This window comes from Rothia sp. HMSC071C12 (assembly GCF_001813895.1).
Classification (GTDB): domain Bacteria; phylum Actinomycetota; class Actinomycetes; order Actinomycetales; family Micrococcaceae; genus Rothia; species Rothia mucilaginosa.
This window is the reverse complement of the sequence record NZ_KV814378.1, coordinates 188417-212249: the sequence shown is the minus strand read 5'-3', so window position 1 is coordinate 212249 and position 23833 is coordinate 188417. Positions and strand designations below refer to the sequence as shown.

Here is a 23833-nt window from a genome sequence, read left to right as displayed (position 1 = left end):
TTCACCATGAACTTTGATTTCAATATCTTTGCCGGTCAGCCTGGCCTGCCCACCCTCTGGTTTGTCGCCATTGGCGTCTTCCTCATCATGTACATGATTCTCGACGGTTTCGATCTGGGTGTCGGTATGCTGATGGGTTCCAAGTTCAGCAAGAACGAGAAGGAACGTCGTCTGCTGCTGAACATCATCGGCCCCGTCTGGGACGGTAACGAGGTGTGGCTTGTGTCCGGCGGTGCTGCTATCTTCGCAGCATTCCCCATCTGGTACGCAGCCCTCTTCTCGGCTCTGTACATTCCTCTGACCCTCGCGCTGGTCTTCCTGATTCTGCGCGTGGTCGCCATTGAATACCGCGGTAAGAAGAATGACGAGAAGTGGATCCGTAACTGGAACATCGCTCTGTCTGTTTCTTCCTTCTTCATCGCACTGCTCGTCGGTGCTCTGCTGGGTCTGACCTCCATGGGCCTGCCCATCAACGACAATGGTGACCGCGTCGGCGGCGCCTTCGCTTGGGTCTCCCTGCCGGTTCTGCTCGGCGGTCTGGGCTTCGTTGGCTTCTCCCTGGTTCAGGGTCTTGCCTTCATCGCTCTGAAGACCGACGGTGACATCCGCGACCGTGCCCGCAACACCTTGGTACGCTGGGCTCCCGTCCTGCTGCTGCCGATCGTTGCATGGGTTCTGGCACTGGACTTCACCACCGGTAACGGCGTCTCCTGGCTGTGCACCATCCTGGCTGTGGTTGCTGTTCTGTTTGCTTGGATCTCCGCAAAGGGTGGCCGTGAGGGTCGCGCTTTCGCTGGCCTGTCCGTGTTCCTCGCATTAGGCGCGCTGGCAATCTTCACCGCAATGTACCCGAACGTTCTGCCCTCCACTCTGGACCCGGCATACTCGCTCACCATTGCGAACGCATCCAGCTCCGAGTACACCCTGGGCGTTATGACCTTCGTGACCTGCCTTGGTCTGCCGGTCGTCTTCGTCTACCAGGCTTGGACCTACTGGGTCTTCCGTAAGCGTCTGCACGTGGATCACATCCCCGAGGCTCACGACGCTACCGAACTGGCTGAACTGCCGACCAAGTAGCATGTAGCTGATTGAAGGATCCCCCGAATTTCTCTTCTGAGAAGTTCGGGGGATTTTTCTATGCCCCCAGAGGAGTATGCACACAGAGGACTATTCCTGCAGGGGACTATTCCCGCAGAGGATGCAGCTCGCGGCAGGCGAGTGGGCGCGCAAAAATTTTTGCTGCACACCCCCCCCGAAATTCGGGCGCGACAGGGAGTAAAAGGTGTAATGTGGTGTACAACTCACTCTTATGAAAGGTGTTCAACGATGAAGTCCCTCAACCGTAGCTCCACCGCATCCGCCCCTCGCACCGGAACTAGCCCTCGTACCGGCACGCGCCGCCGCCTGCTCACCACGGGCGCCCTGCTCTGCATCGGCGTGCTCCCGCTGAGCGCATGCTCGCTCTTCGACCCGCCGCTGGAACGTGACGAAAGCGTCCACGCCGTCTTCGACGCGGAGCAGGACATTGTGAAGATGCCCCTGGACGATTACCTCTACTACGAGCGCACCAACTACGAGTACATGGCATTGCAGATTGCCATGAAGCAGTGCTTCGCCGAACACGGGCAGAACTACACCATCCAGGCTCCCTATTCTGAAAGCGCACCCCGCGGTGATTTGGGACGAAAGTACGGTCCCTGGAACGTCGAGTACGCCCAGAAGTACGGTTTTCAGAAGCGAGACCCCAACAACGCAGCCGCCCCCATCTCCTATAACTCGGGGGAGAGCATGAGCCCCGAGGACAAGCTTCGCACCGAATGCTACCCCAAGGCCCGCGAGACCCTGGAGGCCGCGGTGCCCGAAGGCAAGAGGCCCGAGAATGAAGGGCAGTCCACATCCAGTCGTATCTCTACTGAGGCGGGTAACGCCGTTTACGGTAGCAAACTGCACCGCGAGCTCGAAGAGAAGTGGAAGCAGTGCGTCTCAGACCGCGGCCTCACCCCTCGCTCGGCAGGCTCCGTCGCCGAGGAAACCCCGCTGGCTGAGCAGCTGAGCAAGAACAACGGATTCAACGAGCCCGCCTCCGAAGAAGAGATTCGCATCGCCACCATCCAGGCCGAATGTAACCAGCAGGTCGGCATGAGCAAGCAGCTCTACGACCTGGAAGCTCAGTACCAGATGCCGCTCATCCGCAAGTACCAGTCACAGCTTGAGCAGGACCGCAAGGCAGAACGTGAGCGTGACGAGAAGTTCAAGCAGTACGTTATGGAGCACCAGTAAACCGGGACGCTGAAAGACAGCACCACAAAAGACAGCGCAAAAACAGCTCAGAAAGACACCGCCATGACCACTCACTCACAGAACCAAAACAGCGGTCACCGCTTTAGCGAGCGCATCGCCCGACCCCGCGTGCTCCTGCTGCTGGCAATCCTCGCCATCGGCTCGCTCATGCTGTCCTTCTACCTTGGCACCCGCTACGCCGCAACAGGCCCCGACCCGGCCGTGCAGGCGAAAACCGTGATTCCGGTCTGGGCGAAGGTTGAAGAACGAACCGTCAGCGAGGGCCTCGCCATTGCCGGAACCACCAAGGCTGGGGAGACCGCCCCGATTAGCGCGCGCACCAACGGTGAGCCGGTGCTCGTCTACCAGAACCAGAAGCCCGGTAACGTGCTCAAAGCCGGTGACTTCATCGGCATTATTGGCGCCGACCCCGTCTTCGTGCTGGAAGGGCCGCTGCCGCTGTACCGCGACCTCAACCTAGGCGATAACGGCGACGACGTGCTCGCCTTCCAGAAGGCACTGAACTCCGCCGGGTATGCCACCGCTCAAAGCGGCACCGTCACCGAAGACACCCTCGACGCCGTCACGCGCCTGCACCGCGCGCACCTGACCGGCGTGCCCAGCGAGGGGGTCACCAGCATTGCCCGCAGCAACTACGCGATTCTGCCCGGCGGCAGCCACACCGTCACCGCCGTTGCCGCGGTCGGTCAGCTCATCAGCGACGGCAACCCCATCGCGAGTGTAGAAACTAGCGAACCCTACGTGGAATCCAGCGTTGAGCTCTCCGTTGCCAATAAGCTCAAGGCCGGCGACCGCGTTAGCCTGCGCACTTCCACCGGCAGTGTGGAGGGCACCATCACCAGCATTGGTGAGCTGCAGAACGACCCCTCCAAGGGTGCGGCGAAGAGCGTGCGATTCAGCGCCGACGACCCGAGCAAGCTCACTCCGGGGCAGAGCGCCTCCATCACCAGCAAGGGCAACACCTCAACCACCCTCGCCGTGCCGACTACCGCGGTACGCCAGGACTCCCAGGGCACCTACGTGCTCGTTGAAAAGGGCGGAAGCTCCACCTCGACCAGCAAGGATGCGCCCGCCACCGAACGAGTTAACGTTGAGGTTCTGCGCACCGCCGGCGGATACGCCGCAATCAACGCAAACCTCAGCACGGGACAGAAGGTGCTTGTCTCATGAGCCGCCGTAAGATAACCCCAGACACAAGCCCAGGACGTGCGCCTACAATTGCGCCCAACGTAGCGTCCGCCGCTACACCTGCTGCCGGGCTCGGTACCGCGCCCGCTATCGAAATGCACGGCATTACCCGTGTTTTCGAGGGGAGCGAACGAGCAGTCCTCGACCACCTCGACCTGGTGGTCGAACGCGGCGAATTCCTCGCCATTATTGGTCCGTCGGGCTCCGGTAAATCCACCCTGCTCAACGCCATTGGTCTGCTCGACACTCCCACCAGCGGAACCTACAGCCTCTTCGGCAAAAACACGGAAGGACTCAGCGACAGAGAACGCGACGAAATGCGCCGAGATCACCTCGGCTTCATCTTCCAATCCTCAAACATGCTGCTGGACGAAACCAGCACGACCAACGCCTCCATGGGTCTGCGCGTGCAGGGCGTACCCTACAGCGAGCGCCTGCAACGCACCGAAGAAACCCTAGAATTTCTGGGGTTGAGCGACCGCGCCAGCATCCGCACCCGCTACCTCTCCGGCGGCGAGAAGCAGCGCTGCGCCATTGCTCGTGCCCTCGCCACGCGCCCGCCGCTGATTCTTGCCGACGAGCCCACCGGCAACCTGGACAGCCACAATAGCGCCAAGGTCATTGAGATTTTGCAGCGCATTAACGCGACCGGCTGTACCGTGCTGGTTATTACCCACGACCCGGAGGTTGCCGCCGCCGCCCGCCGTGTGATTCGCATTGAGGATGGGCAGTTGCACGAGCAGAGCCGCGCCGACTTGGCTACGGTGCCGGTCGCTGAGGTGCCGGTTGCCGAGGCTGTGCCGGTTGCAACGGACACCCCGGCAGAAGCCACGGTTGGTGCCCCGGTAGATGCTACCACCAGCCTCGCACCGGGGGAGAAGCCCGCTACGCATCGCCGCGGAAGCTTCCTCACCGACGACAGCATAGAGGCAATCTCCGCGCTCACCTCACGACCGCTACGCACCCTGCTACTGGGTCTGTCCTTCGCACTGGGCGTGGGCGGACTCATCAGCGCCTCCGGCATGAGCGAATCCGCCAGCTACCAGGTGAACCAGCGCCTGCTCGGATCCGAACAATCCACGCTCTACATCAGCGACAGGGATAATGATGAGAACGTGCTCGGAACCTACCGGCAGGGCGAATCCGCGCAGAATGTTGCCGACCGCATTAGCGCGCTGGACTACGTGAAGAACACCGGATTCGTCAGCAGCGTGGCGCCCGCCGACGTGCGAATCACCCGATTCAGCCCCTATGAGGACGAACCCAAAACGGCGATTGGCCTCAGCTCCACCTCGAAGACCCGGCTCGAGCAAATCGGTGCCCGCATGAACCCCGAAACCCTGCGTGCGCTCGAACAGATGAACTCGACCCTCACCCAGCAGAATGTTGCCGACCGTGAACGCGCCGAGCAGCTCTCCGGCGCTATCGTCTCGGTCTCCGCTGCCCGCGCCCTCGGCATTCTCCCCGAAGATAAGGCGGCAGATAATGCCACAACCGAGCCCCGCCCCGGCGAGCTACCCGCCGTCGACTACGGCATTAAGCTCGGCGGGCTGCCGCAGGTGGCACCCGGTGTGAGCATCTGGGTGGAAGGTCAGCTGATGCCGGTCATCGGCCTCTTCGACCCCGGCAACAGCGGCTACGAATTCAGGAACACGGTCATTGTCTCGCCGGGCACCCTTCAGCGCACCGGACGCGGCCAGGTGACCTACATTGCCGAAACCGAACGAGGCTACGGCAAGGCGGTCGCCAAGGCAATTCCGCTGACGCTCAAGCCCGCTGAACCCAGCCAGATTAACGTGGAAACCCCCTCCGACCTGCAGAGCCTGCGCGCGTCTATCGCCTCGGATCTGGGTCTGTACGTGGGTGTGCTCTCCGGTATTCTGCTGGTGCTTGCCTCCCTCTCGGCGGCAACCGCAATGTACCTGTCCGTGCAATCGCGCACCGCAGAGATTGCGTTGCGCCGCGCCATCGGATCGAGTAAATGGCTGATTGCCCGCATCTTCCTCATGGAGGGCGTCATGCTTGGTGTGCTCGGCGGCTCCATCGGCGCCTGCTCCGGCATGATTGCGACGATTATTCTTTCGCTCGTGCAAGGCTGGCAGGCGGTTCTCTCACCCGGATTCGTGGTGCTCGGCGTGGGCGTTGGCGCCCTTACCGGTCTGGTGTCTTCGGCGTACCCGGCGTGGGTGGCGTCCCGCAAGAGCCCCGCCGACGCGATGCGCGGCTAAAGATAGCGCTGGGTGGGGGGCAACCAAATATCTGAAACCTAACTGGTCAAATAGGTATTAGATAGCCCAGCCCTTAAACTGATAGAAGGTAAAAACAGCAGAAGACTAGGTCAAAGGACAACACGTGAGTCGAACGCACACACCGCGTCATGCTGACAAACATCAGAACACTGAGGTACCAGAGGTGACCGCGGGAAAGCGCAACGACCGCGCTGACCGTCGCCCGCCTCTGGGCCCTGACGCCCGTAAAACCCTCAGCACCTTCGGTGTTATCACCGCTGTGCACACCCTCGCGACGGTACTTTTCAGTGCCGCCTTGGCTGTGATTATTGCCCGTGCGGCACACGCCGGTTTCGCCGCTGTCGCCGCCGAACACGCGCGCCTCAAAGAGACCAGCGCGCCGGATGTGTACCGCGCCTACGTCGAATTCGCTGGCTCCGCGCAGGCACAGCTGGAGGCGCACGGCGGCTGGCTGCTCGGCCTCGGTGGTATCTTCGGTGACGCAGACACCATTACCCCCGGCCTGATTGCGGTCGCCGTGGCTGCCCTGCTCGTCCGCTCGGGTACCGACTACCTGCTGGCTGTGAGCGCGCAGCGTGCCGCCTCCGGAGCGAAGTCTCAGATTCGTTCCGCCCTGCTCAAGCGCGTGCTCGCCACCGGTGGCGCAGACACCCCCGAAGGTACCGGCGCGACCGCTGTGTTGCTGTCCCGCGGCCTGAACGCCCTGGATGACTACTACACGAAGACCCTGACCGCGTTCGTGTCCACCGCGATTGTGCCGTTCATCCTCTGGGTTGTTGTGGCGGCCCTAGACTGGATGAGCGCCATGGTGCTGGCATGCACCTTGCCGCTTATTCCGGTGTTCATGATTCTGATTGGTAAGAACACCCGCGACGAAACCGCAGAAGCTCAGGCTGAACTGCACCGCCTCTCCGACCATATTCTGGAGCTGGTGCGCGGCCTGCCCGTCATTATCGGTCTAGGCCGTGAACGTGCACAGACCCGCTCCATGAACGCCCTCGGTCAGCGTTACCGTGAACGTACCATGCAGACTTTGCGTAGCGCTTTCATGTCTTCGCTTGCGTTGGAGCTCATCACCACCATTTCGGTTGCGCTGATTGCTGTGCTGATTGGTGTGCGCCTGGTCAACGGCACCCTGGGCCTGGACACCGCAATTCTCGTGCTGCTGCTGGCTCCCGAATGCTACCAGCCGCTGCGTGATGTGGGTGCCGCCTACCACCAGTCGGAGGACGGCGTTGCCGCCCTGCGTAGCGCCCAGAAGATTATTGATGCGCCCCTGCCCGCCGCCGCTGCGGACTCGTCTGCACAGGACTCGGCAGCTCAGAAGGCCCAGCCTTCCACCATCGCTGTTGAGGACCTGTCGGTGAGCTACCCGGCGCGTCCTGCCGTGCTGACTAACCTGTCGTTGAACCTGGACCGTCGCGTTGCTACCGCTCAGGGTGTAACTGCCCAGGATGCACGCGGTGCGGTTATCGGCGTGATGGGTGAATCCGGCTGCGGTAAGTCCACCCTGCTGAACGTGTTCTCCGGTGCCGTGCGTGAAGGTCTGGTGCCCACCGGCTCGGAGGAGCCCGTGCACCTGACCGGTAGCGTGACCGGTCTGGGAACCACCCTGGTTATTCCGCAGTCGCCGGTCTTCACCGCGCCGACCGTGCAGACCGAAATGGCGCTCTACGCACTCAGCGCCACCGAGGCGGAGCGTGAGCGTGCAGCCGCTCTGCTCGGCGAAGCGATGGACTCCAAGAAGCTGTCCGTCACCGATGCCGAGTCCGCGCTGCTGGTTGGCCCGCTGGCTCAGCTGGGCATGCAGAAGCTGACCGCCCTTGAACCCGGTGCCCTCAGCGCAGGTCAGGCGCGCCGCCTCGCCGTGGCACGTACCCTGGCTCGTGCCGAGGCTATCTACCGTGCCGGCGGTGAGCAGACCGTGCTGACCGTCCTCGTGGATGAGCCGACCGCGCACCTGGACGCCTACTCGGCATACCTGGTGACCCGCGCCCTGCACCGCCTGGCGGAACTGGGCGCAACCGTGCTGATTGTGACCCACGAGCAGGAGCTCGCCGCCGGATGCGACACCCTCGTTCGTGCCGTGCAGACCGCCCAGGGCTACACCTGGACCGCCGAGGCGAACACCGCCCGCGTTGCGGTTCCCGCGCAAGCCCCCGCGCACCTGCTTAAGGACAAGGAAGAGTACGAGGCTGAAAGCACCGCCCCGGCGGGCGCCTCCGCAGCTGCCGAGGTCAAGGAAGCCGAGCCTGCCGGCCTGTTCGCAAGCCTGCGCACCCTGAAGGAACTGACCGGTATCGGTGTTCGCGCCGCAACCGGCCCGGTCATCATGGCTGCGATTACTTCCCTGATGGCTGCGGCACTGACCGCGCTGTCCGGCTGGCTGATTGTTCGCGCCGCTGAGGGCCCGGCAATGATGTACCTGATGGTCGCCATTGTGGGCGTGCGTTTCTTCGGCCTGGGTCGTGCCTGCGCCCGCTACGCTGAGCGTCTGATGACCCACTCGAAGGTTCTTGCCGCCGCGAATATTCTGCGTCTGCGCGCCTGGGTTGGTGCATGGCAGAGCGTGAGCAGCGTGCGTGCTCTGCTGCGTGGTGACGCGCTGCTCGAACGCCTCGTGGGCGGTATTGATGAGCTGCGCGACGGCGTGCCACGCGTTATTATTCCGCCGGCTGCGCACCTGCTGGTCATGACCGCGGCGCTGATTACGACCGCGTGCATTCTGCCGCAGGCTCTGATTCCGGTCCTGCTTGCCGTGCTGGTCAGTACTTTTGTGGCTCCGTGGATTGTGCTCCGCGCCGATGCCCGTGCGGAGGCGTTGGCTCGCCGCTCCACCGCGCAGATGCTGCGTCTGGGTACCGGCATGCTCTCGGCGGCTGAGGACCTGCGCGCTAACGGCGTGGCAACCACCGCTGAGAAGGCTAACGGCGCTCTGGACGCCGAGAACCTGTCTGCCCTGCAGAAGGGCTCAACCGCTCAGGGTGTGGGCCGTACCCTCGTGACCCTGAGCTGGTTCGGCGCGGCTCTGGCGAGCGCAGTCATTGCGTACCCGCTGGCTGTTGACGGCACCGTGCGTGCCCCCGAAGCGGCGATTGTGGTGCTGCTGTGCACCGGCATGCTGGAAAGCTCCCTGGGCCATGTTGAGGCGGTCCGCTCCTGGCCCGCGTTCAGCCGCCTGCTCGCGACGATTGCCCCGAGCGTGCGTGACGTATCCCTGGAGGGTATTGTCGCCACCTCGACCCTGAAGCGTTCCGTGCCGACCGAGGCTGAGGTGGACACCCACGTTCTGCCGCGTCGTGTTGAGCGTCTGCGTGCCCGCGCGGAGGCCGAGATGGAGGAGCTGCTGGAGGCTGACCGTCAGCGTGCTCACCGCTTTGACCGCCCCGAATCTGCGGCTGGTTCTAAGAGCGATACCCCGCGCCCGCCGAAGCCCGGCGAGCCCACCCTGGTCAGCTGCGGTACCCCGCAGGAGCTTGGCGTGAAGGTCACCGACCCCGCCCTGAGCCTGCAGGACGCTGCCGCCCGCTGGCCCGGCATGGATCACCCGGTCTTCACCGACCTGAACATGAACGCCCGCGCGGGCTCCTGGACTGCGGTGACCGGCCCCTCCGGTTCCGGTAAGTCTACGGTGCTTGCAACCGTTCTGGGCTTCTTGCCGCTGGAGTCCGGCCGTGTGCTGGCTTCCGGTGAGGTCCTGGAGGGTGAGCAACTGCGCGGCTACGCGGCGTGGTGCCCGCAGGCGGCTCACATTTTTGAGTCGACCCTTGAGGGTAACTTGATGCTGGCTCGTGACCGTTCGGATCGCCCGAGCGAGGAAGAGCTGATTGAGGTTCTGCGCCGTGTGGGTCTGGGCGAGTGGTTTGACGCTCTGCCTCAGGGCCTGCGCACCCCGGTGGGTGCTGGCGGTTCCTTCCTGTCGGGTGGTCAGCGTCAGCGTCTGGCGGTGGCTCGTGCCCTGCTGGTGAATTCGCCGGTGCTGCTGCTGGATGAGCCGACCGCGCACCTGGACGCTGAGTCTGCCCGCGCGCTGATGGCTGACTTGGATGCGGCGACCCGCTCTAGCTCTGTGGCTACGGTTCTGGTGTCGCACCGTCCCGAGGATATTGCCCGCTGTGACGAGGTGGTTCGCCTCTAAACGCAGCTGAGCGTAGCCATCGCGGGCGAGATTGAACGCAAGAAACTGCGAGGAATGCCCCGGTACTTCGTGAAAGTACCGGGGCATTTCTTTGTGCAAAATTTTCTGGGCATATTGCTCTGCGCGTTATATCTGCGCGGGTTCCCCCAGTCTTTGTAAACAACCTGAGGTCGAAAGGCCGTGAACCGCGCGCCTAGAAGAGCTTTTCACCCTCCGGGCTAACCGCCATCGCAGCAGAAACAGCCGCATAGTTCGGTCCCACAATGCTGATGCTCTGAGTGAGCATCACACCGGAACCGTCACGGGCACCGTGCTCGGTCGGCAGGGAACGAGCCACACCGCCGGAGGACGCCGCCTTCGCCGGGCCCACGCCCACCCACGCCAGAGCCAGCTGGCTCTCACCGGTGAGGAAACGGTGCGCACGCACACCGCCGGTTGCGCGGCCCTTCTGCGGGTACTCGCTCAGGGCGGTGACCTTGGCGCTCGCCAGGCCATCCTTGCCATTGGTGACGGTCACGACCTCCGCCGCGTCGCCGGGCGCGGTCACGCCCAGGGTGATGAGGCGGTCGCCATCGGCAAGCTTGATGCCTGCGATACCGCCGCCGGTGCGTCCCTGCGGGCGGACCTTCGCCGCGTCGAAGGTCAGCAGCTTCGCGTCGCGAGTGACGAATGTGAGTACCGCATCGTCGGTGGGGCAGGGGGCGGCGGCTACGATTTCGTCGCCGTCCTTGAGCTTCATGATGTCCCACTCGGTCTGGTTCAGCGGGTAATCCGGGTTGAGGCGCTTGATCACGCCGCCCGCGGTTGCCAGCGCCAGCACCGTGTTCAGCGGTACGAGGGCGACCAGCTTCTCACCCTTGGCGAGCTGCACCAGCTCGGCTGCCTTCACCGCCGACGCCATGGAGGGGGTACCGCCGTTCTCGTCCAGCACCGCAATGTCCATGACGGACAGGCGCACCATGCGTCCTGCGGAGGTCACGGCACCGATTTCGCCGCGCGCGGTGGTCGGCACAATCGAGGTGAACACGTCGTGCTTGAAACGCTTGCCGGGATCCACGAGTGCCTCGCGGATGGGCTTGCCGGGGGTGCGTCCCATCATGCCGGAGGCCGAAAGCAGCACCCAGCAGGGATCGTCCGCGATTTCGAGGGCGAGGCCCAGGCTCTTCTTCGCCTTGGACTGCGCGGTGACTGCCTCAATGGCGACCTGCATCTCGTCCTTGGTTTTGAGCTGGGTGCGGCGGTCGGTGCCGTAACGTTCGGCGACCTCTGCGAGCTCTTCGGAGACCAGTTCGCGCAGCGCCGCATCGGAGCCGAGGATACGCTGCAGCTCCGCGATTTCCTGCTGCAAGGTGTCGCGTTCTGCTTCGAGTTCCAGGCGGGAGTACTTGGTGAGCTGGCGCAGGCGCAGTTCCAGAATGTGGTTCGCCTGGGTGTCGGTCAGGTCGAAGACGACCTTCAGCTTTTCACGTGCCTGAGCGGTCTCGTCAGACTCACGGATAATCTGGATGACCTCGTCAATGTCGAGGATTGCCACGAGCAGACCCTCCACCAGGTGCAGGCGGTCGGTGCGCTTGCCCAGACGGAATTCGGTGCGGCGGCGGACTACGTTCAGGCGGTGGTCAATGTACACGCGCATCAGGTCGAGCAGGCCGAGGGTCTGCGGCTGACCGTCCACGAGCGCCACGTTGTTAATGCCGAAGGAATCCTCAAGCGGAGTGTGCTTGTAGAGGGCGGCGAGCACCGCCTCCGGGTTGAAGCCGTTCTTGATTTCGATGACGAGGCGCAGACCGTTGGTGCGGTCGGTCAGGTCGACCACGTCGGAGATGCCGGTGAGTTTCTTGGAGTTGACGCCGTCCTTGATCTTTTCGATGACCTTTTCGGGGCCGACCATGTACGGCAGTTCGGTGACGACAATGCCCTGCTTGCGGGGGCTGACCTGCTCGATGGAGACCTTCGCGCGGGTCTTGAAAGTGCCGCGGCCGGTTTCGTAGGCGTCACGGATGCCTCCCAGACCCACGATGGTGCCGCCGGTGGGCAGGTCGGGGCCGGGGATGAATTTCATGATGTCTTTGAGGGTCGCCTCGGGGTGGGCGATGAGGTGGCGGGTACCGGCGATGACCTCGCGCAGGTTGTGCGGCGCCATGTTGGTTGCCATGCCGACCGCGATGCCGGTGGTGCCGTTGACGAGCAGGTTCGGGAACGCTGCGGGCAGCACGGAGGGCTGCATGAACTGGTTGTCGTAGTTCGGCACAAAGTCAACCACGTCTTCTTCGAGGTCCGCGGTGAGTGCCTGCGCGGCGGGCGCCATGCGTGCTTCGGTGTATCGGGCGGCTGCCGGGCCGTCGTCGAGGGAGCCGAAGTTACCGTGACCGTCAACGAGGGGTAGGCGCAGCGCGAAGGGCTGGGCGAGGCGCACCATCGCGTCGTAGATGGCGGCGTCGCCGTGCGGGTGGAGCTTACCCATGACCTCGCCGGTCACGCGGGCGCTCTTGACGTGGCCCTTGTCGGGGCGCAGACCCATCTGCTGCATCATATAGAGGATGCGGCGCTGCACGGGCTTGAGGCCGTCGCGGGCGTCGGGGAGGGCGCGCGAATAAATCACCGAGTAGGAGTATTCCAGGAAGCTGGTTTCCATCTCAGCGGATACGTCGATGTCGACGATATTCTCTACCACATCCACCGGGTAGTCGCTGACGGTGGATTTGGATCGGCGAGCCATATATCTCCTCGTGTCGGTGTGTTTTCGCTCCTCCTATTTTAGCGGGTGGTAGCGGATGAGACGGGCTGGTTGGTCGGCGTCATCTGTGGGGTGCGCCAAGGCGGTTGCGGGGCAGTAACCGAAGTGTACCGGGGGATTGCAAGCAGTCATATGAGCCTGTATTAGCGTGGTCAAGTAGCACAGCCCGGCTGGAACCCTCTAAGGTAGAGGGGAGTAATACCTAACCGCCTTCATCGTGTGCGCCGATCGACGTCGCCTCATGAGGGCACCGCACGAAAGAGGTACGATGTACGCCCCCACCCCCGAACGCGAGCAACTGGTCGCAGACATTAAGCATGCCGGTTTCTACCCCGACCTCGTGCTGGAAGTGGTGGATGACGCTCTGGCGGGCATGAACCCGGATGCCCACTTTGTACAGCATGAAACCCACTTCTCGCGCGATGATTTTCACCGCCACATTACCGTGATGGTGCTGTGCGGTGAGCACGTCATCTTTGCGCACCTAGACGACCAGCACCTTGAGGGCGACGCGCAGGGTACCGTGGCGCATGTGAGCGTGGAGGCGGTGCACCTGAGCGCCCTGAACGCGGTCACCATCAGCTACGGTTTCAGCCAGCCGCAGGCGTACAACGCCGGTAGCACCGCCCCGACTGAGATTTCTTTCCAGATTGCGTGGACCGGTTCGCTGCACATGGAATTGGCTCCTGCCGGTTGCCAGGACCCGCAGTGCAACGCCGACCACGGCTTCACCGGCGATGCACGCCGCGAGGACATTGCGGTGCGTGTTTCTGCGACTGCTGACGGCCCGGAGTCGGTTCAGCGTGCCCAGGATTTTGCACGTGCTCTGCATCGTGCGCGTCTGTACGTAACGCGCCGATAAACGCTCGCCCTGTGCGTTTGCCCTGTGCGCTCGCTGCGCCACTGGCGCAGCCCGCGCAGTATGAGCCCGCGCAGTATGAGCCCGAGCAGTATGAGCCCGCGCGGCACTAATATTTCCATAACCTGTACTTGAGAGGAACCTATGACGGCACAGACCATCCTGCACGATGTTTTGGGTGCGCCCCTGCCCGCGGCACCCGCCTACGGCAGCAATAGCATCGCCGATGTGCTGGAGTCCGCCTCCTCTCTGGTGGCGCAGCGAAGCCTGGCGCGCCCCGCGCACGCCCTGGATTCTGACCCGGCGTTCAACTCTGTTGCCGACCCGCTGAACCTTGCCGGTCGCCTCGCGGAGCAGGATGTTGATCCGGTGTCTTTCCGTCACGCCTGCGTGGTCATGGTGGACGGCCTGGGTGAGCAGCTGCTCAATAGCTACAGCGGCTACGCGCCCGCCCTGCGTAAGACCCTGAACCTGGGCCCGCTGGACGCCGCGTTCCCCACCACGACCGCCGCCTCCCTGACCTCGTTGGGCACCGGCACGGCACCCGGCGCGCACGGCATTGCCGGCTACGAGGTGCGCAACCCGGCAGGTAATGGGGGAGCGGGCTCGGTCATGAACCACCTGTCCGGCTGGGATCAGACGGTGGACCCGCACGCCTGGCAGCCGCTGCCGACCGTGCTGGAACGCCACCATACGAACCGCCGCGTGCTCACCATTTCGCTGGGTAAGTACCGCGGTACCGGCCTGACGGAGGCGGCGCTGCGTGGCGGCGACTTCGTGGATGCTGTCGGCTATAACGCCCGCGTCACCTACGCCCTGGAGGCGCTCTCCAGCCGCACCCCCACCACCGTGTACCTGTACTGGGGCGAGATTGACGCGGCGGGCCACCGCTACGGCGTGGGTAGCGACGAATGGCTACAGCAGCTGGAGGAACTGAACTCGGCGCTGAAGCGTCTGGCGGAGCGCGCCCCGGCGTGGGCGGCACTCTTCGTGACCGCCGATCACGGCATGGTGAACGTGCCCGAGCACCAGCGCATCGACTACTCGGGCGTGGAGGAGCTGACCCGCAATATCGCCATGACCGCCGGTGAACCGCGCGCCGTGCACCTGTACCTGGAAGACACCTCGGAGGCGGCACGTACCGCCACCGCTCAGCGTTGGGCGCAGTACTGGGGCGAGCGCGCCTGGGTGATTGACTCTCGTGAGCTGATGCGTGCCGGCTACTTTGGTCCGGTCATCACGGATGCGGCGCGCGGCCGCATTGGCGACCTGATGGTGTGCGCTCGCGACGATTGGGCGCTGTACGATATGCGCCACTACCAGGAGCGTGCCCTGCACATGGTTGGTCAGCACGGTTCGCTCACGGACGCTGAGCGTCTGGTGCCGTTGCGTATGCTCAAGACTTTCTAAAGTACTAGTCTTCTAAAACGCTGGAGGATAAACGAAAGCCGCTGGTTATTCGGGTGAATAACCAGCGGTTTTTTGTCTAGAAGCTTTTGTCTAGGTGCCCTTGCGCGGGCGGGCGGTCGCTACTTGCGGCTACCGAAGATGATGTCATCCCATGCCGGAACGCTCACGCGCTGCTTCTTCGAGGAGGAAGGCTTGGGCTTCTCTTCGGAGGCGGGCTCAGTCTGTGCTTCAGTAGCGGGTGCCTCAGTAGCCGGCGCCTCAGCAGCCTCAGCGGCGGGTGCGTCCTCGATGGGTGCCGGCAGGGTGAAGGACTCGACCGGAACGGAGTCAACGGGTGCTTCCGAATCCACAGCCAGCGGGTCGGTGGTTTCGAGGGTGGTTTCTGCGGTGGGCTCGGGTGCAGCCGGGGCAGCAGGAGCTACCGGGGCAGCGGGCGCAGCCGGTGCTACAGGCTCAGCGGGCTGAGCGGGCTCGCGGTGTACGAACACCTCGGGCTCCTCAACCTGTGCCGGGCGCACCGAGCGGGCACGCTCCAGAAGCTCCTTGAGCTTACGCTCGTCAGCGCTCTCAGAGGAAGTAAGGGGTGCCGGTGCAGGCTCGGGTGCCTTCGGCAGGCGGGCGGGAGGAACCTCCACGGGAGCCTTCTTCGCGGCGGCGGCAACAGCGTCCTCACTATTGCCCATCAGGAAGTACGCCGCCTCATTCGACGCGTACAGGCCCTGGTTCGCTGGGTTGTACACCCAACGTGCGGGGAAGACGACTTGCGCGGGCAGGTTCTGACGCACCGAATCCTTCAGTGCAATATCAACCTCAACGCGCCACTGGCCGTTCTCCTGTTGGCGGGTGGTCCAGTCCTGGGTTGCGTCCTCAAAACCGTAACGCTCGGAGACTTCCTCAATGCGGGCGCTCAGAGTCACGGGAATCTGTGCGGTACCCGAAGCGGAGCTACGGCGACCAATCTTCACGCTCTGAGCGGCACGAATAATGTGGGCACGCTCAGCAACGATTGGCCACTCGTAGCGGCGCACGCGCTCCGGCTCCCAACCGGACTCTTCAGCGATTTCCTCAACGGAGGCACCCTGACGGAAACGGGTCTGAATATCGCGCGGACCGTAGGTGCCCTTAGCACCCAGACCGCGGGCGGGCTGAATACGGCGAGCCTTGGTGATGCTCGTGCGCAGGTTCGCGTCAATCGGCAGCAAGAAGCGGGTGCCGTCAGCAGACTCAAGCACCAGATTTTCGCCGTCATCGTGAACGCCAATCAGACGCAGTTCAAGCATGAGAACCTCCATAGGTGAACCGGACGCGTTCGTGAATGTGTTGCACGGAACGCAAACTACCTACCAGGGTACCGTGAAAGCGCGGTAAATCAGTAGCGGAGGCGGGATTTTCACCAAAAAAAGATGTACTTTTCGCACCGAAAAAGCTAGAATGTGACGCCTAAACAGTCCAAAGCCTACCCAGGATTAGACAAATAGGGTGCCAATGGTGAACAATACCTGGCATGCCGTCGGGGTTAATTACACACCAGCGGCACCTAGAGCACTCATTAAACCAGCGTGGCCTAGTCCAACACACAGCCACAGAACCAACGGAGCGTGAAAGTTTGGCAACTGATTACGATGCACCTCGCAAGCAGGACGAAGAGCAGAACGAAGAGTCCTACGAGGAGCTGAACGCCCGCCGTTCCGAGATGCAGTCCGGTGCGGTGGACGAAGACGAAAACAGCGCAGCAGAAAGCTTCGAGCTGCCCGGTGCTGACCTCTCCAACGAGGAGCTGAACGTTGTTGTTCTGCCCGCTCAGGACGACGAATTCACCTGCGCATCCTGCTTCCTGGTGCGCCACCGCTCGCAGATTGCACGCGAAGAGGGCGGCCTGTCCTACTGCATCGAGTGCGAGGGCTAAAACTTTAGGGAAGGGCTAACACCCACCCGACATACACCTCATGACGGGGCGAGTGCCGAGTGCACCCGCCCCGTTGAGTATGTGAAAGCCTCGCACGCAAGAACAGCGCCGCGTCGCACCCAACACGGCACACCGCCGCACGCGCTGAACGCGAACGTGCAACGAAAACACCCCGCAGTAGAGTCTCAACACAGCGCGAGGTGATGGCACAGACCCCCGCGAAAGGTTAGAGTAATGACCATGATGAACCCCGTAAACGTCCACATTAAGCTGCTCGACCCCGAGCTGCCCGCACCCGCCTACGCAAAGCCCGGCGACGCCGGCGCTGACCTGCGCTCCCGCATCGACTTCGAATTGGAGCCGGGCGAACGCGCCCTCGTCCCCACCGGCGTGGCAATCGCCCTGCCCGAAGGTTACGTTGGTCTGGTGCACCCGCGCTCCGGCCTGGCAACCAAGAACGGTATCACCATTGTTAACGCACCCGGCACCGTTGATTCCGGCTACCGCGGCGAGCTGATGGTCACCCTGCTCAACACTGACAAGACCAAGTCCTTCCACGTGCAGCGCGGCGACCGCATTGCCCAGCTGATCATTCAGAAGTACGAGCACGCAACCTTTACCGTGGTGGACGAACTGGATCAGACCGAACGCGGCTCCAGCGGCTTCGGCTCCAGCGGAATCCACTAGTCTGCTCTCACCGCGAAAACTGCACGAGAGAAGAGAAGAAACCCCCGCACCCCGCGTGCGGTGAAAGTAGGAATACCATGTTCGGATTTGGTAAGAAGAAGCGCGCCGAGGAGGCTGAAAAGGCCGCCATCGACAAGGCTGTCGCCGAAGAGATTGAGGAGACCAACGTCGAGGTTGAGGAGCTGAAGGAAGAGGAGAACTCTCCCGAGGTCATCAAGTACGACCGCGTCAACGGCCCGCACGACATTGAAGAAGTCACCGCCGAAGACCTCGAAGACTACGTCGACCTGGGTGCACTGCGTATCAAGCTGCTCGACGGCATGAACCTGCGCCTCGAAACTGACGACGCAACCGGCGCGGTTATCGCCGCAACCATCACCCGCGACGGCGCGACCCTGCAGGTGCAGGCATTCGCCGCACCGCGCACCACCGGCATCTGGGACGACATCCGTCACGATCTGACCGAGTCCGTCGCATCCCAGGGCGGCATCGTCGAAATCTACGCCGGCGTATTCGGTGCCGAGATGCTGACCCGCCTGCCCGCCGTCACCCCGGACGGTCAGCCCGGCGAGCGCATCGCCCGCTTCGTGGGTGTGGACGGCCCCCGCTGGTTCCTGCGCGGCGTCATCTCTGGCGCGGCTGTGCTCGGTGACGATAAGGCTGCCGCCTCCGTGGAGGAAGTCTTCCGCACCGTCGTGGTGGACCGTGGCGACGACCCGCGCCCGCCGCGCGAGCTGCTGCCCATGACTCTGCCCGCCGACCTGGTCGTTGCGGCTGAGGAAGAGCCCGCCGTTGAGGAAGAAACCGAGAACGAGCACAGCAAGCTGCGCCCGATGCCTCGCCGCGGCCCTGAGATTACCGAGATTGGCTAATGCCTGAGTTTTCGAACTACCCGAGTGCGCTCGCGGTTCCAGAGGAGCAGATTCTTGCTCCCGGGTACCCCGAGCGCTTTCGCGTACGCCTTGCCGGACGCGTGGAGCAGGTATGGCTGCCTGCGCTGCAGGATAAGCCGATGTACCGTGCCGAGCTGGTGGTGGCTAAGTCGAAGCCCCTGCAGTGGTCGAGCCCGCTGGCGCTGATTGGTATGCCGATTGTGGAGCCGCCCGGTGAGGATTTCGAGGAGGAGTCCGAGGACCTCGAGAAGCAGCACCATTTGAACACGGCATCTTTGGCGACTGTGGCGGTGCAGGAGCCTCACGAGGTGTCTTTCCCACCGTATGCGCCGTTCAACCCGGGCGATAGGGTGCTGCTGAAGTGGCAGGGGCAGCGGATGGTGCCCGGCGTGCTTGCCGGTGCCTTGCTGCGCTGTTCCGGTGTGGTGTCGGTGAGGGCTCATCAGCCGGTGATTTATAACCCGCGCTATGAGATCGTGCCGCAATTCTTTGCTGAGAAGGGAAAACATGAGCGCTGAGCAGTCTTCGACCCAGCCCGATCCGAACGCTAACCCCGCAACTAGCCCGGCTGCTGACCCGGCGCGGGAGGAGAATCAGCTGGCGCAGAGCCTGAGCGCCTCCATGGGTGCGAATATGCGCCGCACCGCCAACGGTGATGTGGATATTCTGCACGCTATCGGCGGCTGGCGCGGCCTGGTGGAATCCTCCCTGCCCGCTGTGGCGTTCCTGGTGTTGTTCACCGTGACGAAGGAACTGAACCTGTCCCTGATTGCGGCGCTGGCTGCGGCGGGCGTGTTCACGCTGATTCGTCTGGTGCAGGGCTCTAAGCTGGTGAGTGCGCTGACCGGTCTGGTGGGCGTGGCGATTTGTGCGTTTGCCGCGTACCGTACCGGTAATGCGAGCGACTACTTTGTGGTGGGCTTCTGGACGAACGGCGTGTACATCCTGGCGTATCTGCTGTCGATGCTGGTGCGTTGGCCGCTGATGGGTCTGATTTTCGCGGTCATTCGCGGTGAGGCGCTGAGCTGGCGCCAGAACCCGGTACGCCTGCGCCAGTACATGCTGGCCACCTGGATTATTACCGTGCTGATGCTGCTGCGCCTTGCCGTGCAGGTGCCCCTGTATTTTGCGGATAATGTGGAAGCGCTGGGCGCTACCCGTTTGGTGATGGGTCTGCCGCTGTACGCTTTGGGCGTGTGGCTGGCGTGGCGTGTGTCGGCACCGGAGGAGGCGCTGGTGAGCGAGGAATCTGAAGATGCTGAAGAATCTGACGTATCTGTCGCTACCGAAGCTGACGGTTCAGAAAGCCGCTAACCCCACAACTTCATAGAGGCCTTCTAGAAGGTAGACGAAAGCCCCGGTACCCGTAACCGGGGCTTTCGCCTACCCAAAAACTTACGTATAAACGCTTACGCGAACAGCGCGCGAATCTGATCCTCACCGGCAATGGTCGTGATGAAGAACAGCTCGTCGCCGCCCTCAATCGCCACGTCGGCGCTGGGCGGAATCGGGGCGCCATCACGCAGGATAGCGGTGAGCACCGTATCGACGGGCCACTGCACGTGGTCCACACGGTAACCGATGACGGGGTGGTCGTCGGGCACGGTGTACTCGGCGAGGGTCGCACCGCCTGCCTGCAGGGTCAGCAGGCGCACCACGTCGCCGACTTCCACAGCTTCCTCAACGAGGGCGGTCATTAGGCGCGGGGTGGACACGGCAACGTCCACGCCCCAGGAGTCGTCGAAGAGCCATTCGTTACGCGGGTTGTTCACGCGCGCCACGGTGCGCGGCACGCCAAACTCACTACGCACCAGTAGGGACACCATCAGGTTTGCCTTGTCGTCACCAGTTGCGGCAACGACCACGTCCGCCTTGTTCGGGTGCACCTGACGCAGTACGGACAGCTCGCAGGCGTCACCGATATGCCAGCGCACGCCGGGCAGGTCGGCGCGCTTTTTGGCTTCGGGTTTGGAGTCGATGATGGTCACGTCGTGGCCGTTCATCATGAGTTCTTTAGCGATGGAGGCACCCACGGAACCGGCACCAACAATGAGGACCTTCACTTACTTCTCACCTTTCGAGGAGTCACGATGGCGGCCGATGAGTTCGAGAGGATCAGGCAGATCCGGGGGAGTGTCACCGAGATGGAATTCGTGCTCGACAACGGGGGTTTCGTTGTGCTCCTGCTTGGGGGTGATCGTCACGCCGGATTCGGCGGGCTTCTTCGGAGCGTGGGGATGCTTGCGGTGGCCGGATGCGGGAGCGTAGTCCGCTTCCATTTCTTCGTCTTCGACGCGCGGCGGGCGGGAGAGAATACGGGTTACGTCCGCAACGTCGTCGGTGCGCATCATCACGTGCACGCTATCGCCCTGCTGGTAGGCGGAATCGGGGCGGGGGAGCATGCCCTCACCAAAGCGGGTGATGTAGGCGATGCGCACCCCGGCGGCACGTTCGATGCTGGTCAACGCGTGGCCAGCCCAGCCGTCGTCGAGCGGAATTTCGGTGAGCATGAGGCGGCCCGAGGGTTCACGGAAGTCGCCCTTGAGCGCCTGCTCGGGCAGCAGACGGCGCAGCACCTGGTCGGTGGACCAACGCACCGACGCCACCGTAGGAATACCCATGCGCTGGAAGAACTCGGCGCGGTTCGGGTCGTACACACGCGCCACAACGTTCTTCACCTTGAACATTTCACGCGCCACACGGGCGGCAATAATATTCGAGTTATCGCCCGAAGAGACCGCGGCAAAAGCGTACGCCTCGGTAATACCGGCACGCTTGAGGGTGTCCTCATCAAAACCAACACCGGTAACCAGGCGGCCCTCAAAGCCCTTACGCAGCGGCTGGAAAGCACGTTCGTCCTGGTCAATGACGGCGACCGTATGCCCCGAAGCTTCCAGAGTGCGCGCCAACATGACGCCCACGCGTCCGGCACCCATAATGACGAAGTGAGGCATACATCCCTCCGAGTGTTGATGTTTTACGGTGATAAGGCGTTACCGCCTACCTCTACCAGTGTAATGGGCGGGTGAGCCTCCACGCCGATGCCCCGTGATATTCCGCTCGCAATGCCCACTATTCGGCTGAATAAAATTGAGCTTTGAAGCCGCGACCGATAGCCTTAACAGCGTGAGGAATCGTTGGGATAGGATGCGCATCGCCCTGACCGGTCAGCCGGTCAGCACGCGAAATCTTTCGGCAGTCGCGCTGCCGAAGCGCTACGCCCTGCCTCTTTTCGGTGCCGACGGCATCTCTTCGGTCGCCTACGCAGCCGACCAGATGATCCTGACCCTTGCCGCTGCGGGTGCATCTGCGCTCGCTTTTTCACCCTGGATTGGTTTGGGTGTGGCGATGGTGGGTCTGCTGGTGATTGGCACGTACCGCTACAACATCAACCAGATTGCTTCTGAAGGCGATATTCAGCTGGTGCACCGCAAACTGGGTGCGCTGCCGTCGATTGTGATGGGTGCATCCTCGCTGATGGACTATATGCTCACGGTGGCGGTGTCTATGTCTTCGGCGTCCTCGTTTTTGGTGGCGTTGTATCCGCAGATTCAGGATTGGCGCACGCACATTGCGGTGCTACTCATTGTTGCGCTGACGTTGTTTGCGCTACGTGGCGTGCAGTTGCTGGGCAAGATTGCGTACTGGCCGCTGTATGTTTTCTTGGCACTGTTGGGAGCGACCCTCATTGTGGGTTGGATTCGTGCCGCCACGGGTACTCTGCCACTGGCTGAGTCTGCGACCTACGTGATTGCCCCCGAGCTCGAGACCCATTCGCTGGAGGGTCTGGCGCTGATGCTGCTTCTGGCGCGTTCTTTCTCTGCCGGCTTGGTGGCGTTCTCGGGTGTTTCTACGATTTCTAATTCGGTGAAGTATTTCCGCCGCCCGAAGAAATATAACGCGGCGGTCACCATGATGCTGATGGGCCTGATCACCTCGGTCCTGCTGGTGAGCCTGCTCGGTTTTGCGGCGGCAACCCGCGTGCACATGGTGCACGATACGACCCGTTTCTTGTTCATTGACGGGCACACGCCGGGGGAGTACTTCCACCAGAAACCTGCGCTGTACCAGGTGGCGTTGGCAATTTATCAGGGCGTGCCGTTCTTCGCGCAGCTGCTGGTATTCGCCACGGTGGGCGTGCTGATTATTGCCTCGCTGACGGCGTTTACGGGCTTCCCGGTGATTGCTTCGTCGCTGGCCGACTACCAGTACCTGCCGGTGTTCTTCCGCAGCGTGGATTCGCGCGGCCTGTACGCGAACGGTGTGCTGGCGCTGTCGGCATTCTCAATTTTCCTCACCACCGTTTTCAACTCGGACGTGTACTCACTGATTCAGCTGTACATCGTGGGCATGTGCCTGTCGATGGTGCTGGTTCAGCTGGCGGTGGTGCGCTACCGCATGCGTCTGCTGCGCATTACCCTGGCGCAGATGCCGCGCCGCGCCCTGCTGCGCGATATTGCGGTCTCTGCGGTGGGCGTGATGGTGACCGCCGCGGTGCTGGTCATCGTCGTGGTGACGAAGTTCGCCGCCGGTGCGTGGCTCTCCCTTGGAATGATTGCCCTGATGGTTGGAGGTATGGTTGTGACTCGCCGCCACTACGATGCTGTGGATGCCGCCCTGGACATCCCCCTGAACGCTGAATCCGTTGCGGATGTGGCGGCCCTGCCTTCGCGTGTGCACGCCATCGTGTACGTGGAGCGTGTGCGCCGCCCGGCGGTTCGTGCCCTCTCGTATGCGCGTGCCGGCCGCCCCTCCACGATTGAGGCGCTAACGGTCAACAATGACCGCGCCGCTCTGGAAGTCGTGAAGAAGCGCTGGTATGCCCTGGGCATTCCGGTGCCGCTGTCGGTGATTGATTCGCCGTACCGTGACACGGTGGAGGCTGTCGTTTCGTATGTTCGCCGCCGCCGCAAGAAGTCACCGCGCGATATTTTGGTGGTGTACCTCCCGGAGTTTGTGGTGAAGCACTGGTGGCAGCGTATTCTGCACCGCCGCACGGTGCGCCGCCTCAAGCAGGCGCTTTTGCACGAGCCTGGCGTCATGACGGCGACCGTGCCCTGGGCGATGCACGAGGATGAGGTGTATGATGAGATTTTTGATCAGCGTTTACAAAGCGAAGAATCAACGGTAGAAGCAGAAGGCCCAACGGAAGCTGTCGCCCCGAAGATTACTCGTTCAGCCGGTGGTGGCCGCGAGCTGATTCAGAGCAACCGCCACGCGGTGTACCGCGGTCGCCTGCACGAGGCGGACGCTGTGGCGCGCGAGAAGAAACGCCAGCCGTAACGTTTGCCCGGCGCTCAGCATAATTGCCCTGCGCCCACATTAATTGCCCAGCCCGGTCATTGGCCTGTGATGTGCTTGAGCACCCCCACATAGCGCCTGGACTTTGCCCTTTACGTCCTATTCGGCACCCCTTGCGGGGCGTCGGAATCGGAGTAAAGGTACAAACCGGTGTAAAATAATTC

At 62.8% G+C, this 23833-nt stretch carries 16 protein-coding genes and 1 pseudogene; 13 read left to right on the top strand and 4 right to left on the bottom strand.

Going from position 1 to position 23833, the window contains the following annotated elements:
- Positions 1–6: 6 nt before the first annotated feature.
- From cydB to HMPREF2942_RS08560, 5 genes are all read left to right on the top strand, one after another.
- A complete protein-coding gene (gene cydB, locus HMPREF2942_RS08580; RefSeq protein WP_070688870.1) occupies positions 7–1077 on the top strand; it encodes a cytochrome d ubiquinol oxidase subunit II in 1071 nt (356 codons plus the stop codon).
- 249 nt (positions 1078–1326) lie between these two features.
- Positions 1327–2280 carry a multidrug transporter gene (locus tag HMPREF2942_RS08575; protein WP_083313479.1) on the top strand — a complete coding sequence of 318 codons (954 nt, stop codon included), beginning with the start codon at positions 1327–1329 and terminating at the stop codon, positions 2278–2280.
- Positions 2281–2343: 63 nt separating this feature from the next.
- The gene (locus HMPREF2942_RS08570) at positions 2344–3471 is read left to right on the top strand and encodes an efflux RND transporter periplasmic adaptor subunit (RefSeq protein WP_070688869.1); all 1128 of its coding nucleotides are present in this window, start codon (positions 2344–2346) and stop codon (positions 3469–3471) included.
- Positions 3468–5717 (top strand): ABC transporter ATP-binding protein/permease, encoded by a 2250-nt coding sequence (locus HMPREF2942_RS08565; protein WP_070688868.1) that lies wholly within the window; start codon positions 3468–3470, stop codon positions 5715–5717. The genes HMPREF2942_RS08570 and HMPREF2942_RS08565 overlap by 4 nt, the downstream gene beginning before the upstream one ends.
- Before the next feature lie 184 nt (positions 5718–5901).
- Positions 5902–9876 carry a thiol reductant ABC exporter subunit CydD/CydC gene (locus tag HMPREF2942_RS08560; protein ID WP_246824414.1) on the top strand — a complete coding sequence of 1325 codons (3975 nt, stop codon included), beginning with the start codon at positions 5902–5904 and terminating at the stop codon, positions 9874–9876.
- A gap of 193 nt (positions 9877–10069) precedes the next feature.
- Here the strand turns inward: HMPREF2942_RS08560 and HMPREF2942_RS08555 are convergent, their stop codons facing one another.
- Positions 10070–12595, bottom strand: coding sequence for a DNA gyrase/topoisomerase IV subunit A (locus HMPREF2942_RS08555; protein WP_070688866.1), 2526 nt, complete (start codon positions 12593–12595; stop codon positions 10070–10072).
- 286 nt (positions 12596–12881) lie between these two features.
- Between HMPREF2942_RS08555 and HMPREF2942_RS08550 the strand changes: the two genes are divergently transcribed.
- Positions 12882–13475 (top strand): DUF5998 family protein, encoded by a 594-nt coding sequence (locus HMPREF2942_RS08550; RefSeq protein WP_070688865.1) that lies wholly within the window; start codon positions 12882–12884, stop codon positions 13473–13475.
- Positions 13476–13616: 141 nt separating this feature from the next.
- The gene (locus HMPREF2942_RS08545) at positions 13617–14882 is read left to right on the top strand and encodes an alkaline phosphatase family protein (RefSeq protein WP_070688864.1); all 1266 of its coding nucleotides are present in this window, start codon (positions 13617–13619) and stop codon (positions 14880–14882) included.
- A gap of 119 nt (positions 14883–15001) precedes the next feature.
- On the opposite strand, the gene sepH is transcribed toward HMPREF2942_RS08545, so the two are convergent.
- Positions 15002–16162 carry a septation protein SepH gene (sepH, locus tag HMPREF2942_RS08540; protein ID WP_210399427.1) on the bottom strand — a complete coding sequence of 387 codons (1161 nt, stop codon included), beginning with the start codon at positions 16160–16162 and terminating at the stop codon, positions 15002–15004.
- 326 nt (positions 16163–16488) lie between these two features.
- On the opposite strand from sepH, the gene HMPREF2942_RS08535 reads away from it, so the two are divergent.
- The 5 genes from HMPREF2942_RS08535 (at position 16489) to HMPREF2942_RS08515 (ending at position 19682) form a co-directional block, all read left to right on the top strand.
- Positions 16489–16788 (top strand): DUF4193 domain-containing protein, encoded by a 300-nt coding sequence (locus HMPREF2942_RS08535; RefSeq protein ID WP_005506382.1) that lies wholly within the window; start codon positions 16489–16491, stop codon positions 16786–16788.
- 234 nt (positions 16789–17022) lie between these two features.
- On the top strand, positions 17023–17475 hold the full coding sequence (dut, locus tag HMPREF2942_RS08530; protein WP_070688862.1) for a dUTP diphosphatase: 453 nt from the start codon (positions 17023–17025) through the stop codon (positions 17473–17475).
- Positions 17476–17552: 77 nt separating this feature from the next.
- Positions 17553–18347 (top strand): DUF3710 domain-containing protein, encoded by a 795-nt coding sequence (locus tag HMPREF2942_RS08525; protein ID WP_060823608.1) that lies wholly within the window; start codon positions 17553–17555, stop codon positions 18345–18347.
- Positions 18347–18886, top strand: coding sequence for an asparaginase (locus HMPREF2942_RS08520; RefSeq protein WP_070688861.1), 540 nt, complete (start codon positions 18347–18349; stop codon positions 18884–18886). Before HMPREF2942_RS08525 ends, HMPREF2942_RS08520 begins: the two co-directional genes overlap by 1 nt.
- Positions 18876–19682 carry a DUF3159 domain-containing protein gene (locus tag HMPREF2942_RS08515; RefSeq protein WP_070688860.1) on the top strand — a complete coding sequence of 269 codons (807 nt, stop codon included), beginning with the start codon at positions 18876–18878 and terminating at the stop codon, positions 19680–19682. Before HMPREF2942_RS08520 ends, HMPREF2942_RS08515 begins: the two co-directional genes overlap by 11 nt.
- 95 nt (positions 19683–19777) lie before the next feature.
- On the opposite strand, the gene HMPREF2942_RS08510 is transcribed toward HMPREF2942_RS08515, so the two are convergent.
- On the bottom strand, positions 19778–20431 hold the full coding sequence (locus HMPREF2942_RS08510; RefSeq protein WP_070593496.1) for a potassium channel family protein: 654 nt from the start codon (positions 20429–20431) through the stop codon (positions 19778–19780).
- A 225-nt stretch (positions 20432–20656) separates the two neighbouring features.
- Positions 20657–21322 (bottom strand): annotated as a pseudogene (locus HMPREF2942_RS08505) (TrkA family potassium uptake protein); the annotation flags it as partial.
- Between the two features lie 193 nt (positions 21323–21515).
- On the opposite strand from HMPREF2942_RS08505, the gene HMPREF2942_RS08500 reads away from it, so the two are divergent.
- Positions 21516–23651 (top strand): APC family permease, encoded by a 2136-nt coding sequence (locus HMPREF2942_RS08500; protein WP_070593498.1) that lies wholly within the window; start codon positions 21516–21518, stop codon positions 23649–23651.
- Positions 23652–23833 lie beyond the last annotated feature (182 nt).

Bases quoted from the DNA above. Each gene is read 5' to 3' on its own strand.
- cydB (WP_070688870.1), top strand. From the start codon at position 7: ATGAACTTTGATTTCAATATCTTTGCCGGTCAGCCTGGCCTGCCCACC.
- HMPREF2942_RS08575 (WP_083313479.1), top strand. From the start codon at position 1,327: ATGAAGTCCCTCAACCGTAGCTCCACCGCATCCGCCCCTCGCACCGGA.
- HMPREF2942_RS08570 (WP_070688869.1), top strand. From the start codon at position 2,344: ATGACCACTCACTCACAGAACCAAAACAGCGGTCACCGCTTTAGCGAG.
- HMPREF2942_RS08565 (WP_070688868.1), top strand. From the start codon at position 3,468: ATGAGCCGCCGTAAGATAACCCCAGACACAAGCCCAGGACGTGCGCCT.
- HMPREF2942_RS08555 (WP_070688866.1), bottom strand. From the start codon at position 12,595: ATGGCTCGCCGATCCAAATCCACCGTCAGCGACTACCCGGTGGATGTG.
- HMPREF2942_RS08550 (WP_070688865.1), top strand. From the start codon at position 12,882: ATGTACGCCCCCACCCCCGAACGCGAGCAACTGGTCGCAGACATTAAG.
- HMPREF2942_RS08545 (WP_070688864.1), top strand. From the start codon at position 13,617: ATGACGGCACAGACCATCCTGCACGATGTTTTGGGTGCGCCCCTGCCC.
- sepH (WP_210399427.1), bottom strand. From the start codon at position 16,162: ATGCTTGAACTGCGTCTGATTGGCGTTCACGATGACGGCGAAAATCTG.
- dut (WP_070688862.1), top strand. From the start codon at position 17,023: ATGACCATGATGAACCCCGTAAACGTCCACATTAAGCTGCTCGACCCC.
- HMPREF2942_RS08525 (WP_060823608.1), top strand. From the start codon at position 17,553: ATGTTCGGATTTGGTAAGAAGAAGCGCGCCGAGGAGGCTGAAAAGGCC.
- HMPREF2942_RS08520 (WP_070688861.1), top strand. From the start codon at position 18,347: ATGCCTGAGTTTTCGAACTACCCGAGTGCGCTCGCGGTTCCAGAGGAG.
- HMPREF2942_RS08515 (WP_070688860.1), top strand. From the start codon at position 18,876: ATGAGCGCTGAGCAGTCTTCGACCCAGCCCGATCCGAACGCTAACCCC.
- HMPREF2942_RS08500 (WP_070593498.1), top strand. From the start codon at position 21,516: ATGCGCATCGCCCTGACCGGTCAGCCGGTCAGCACGCGAAATCTTTCG.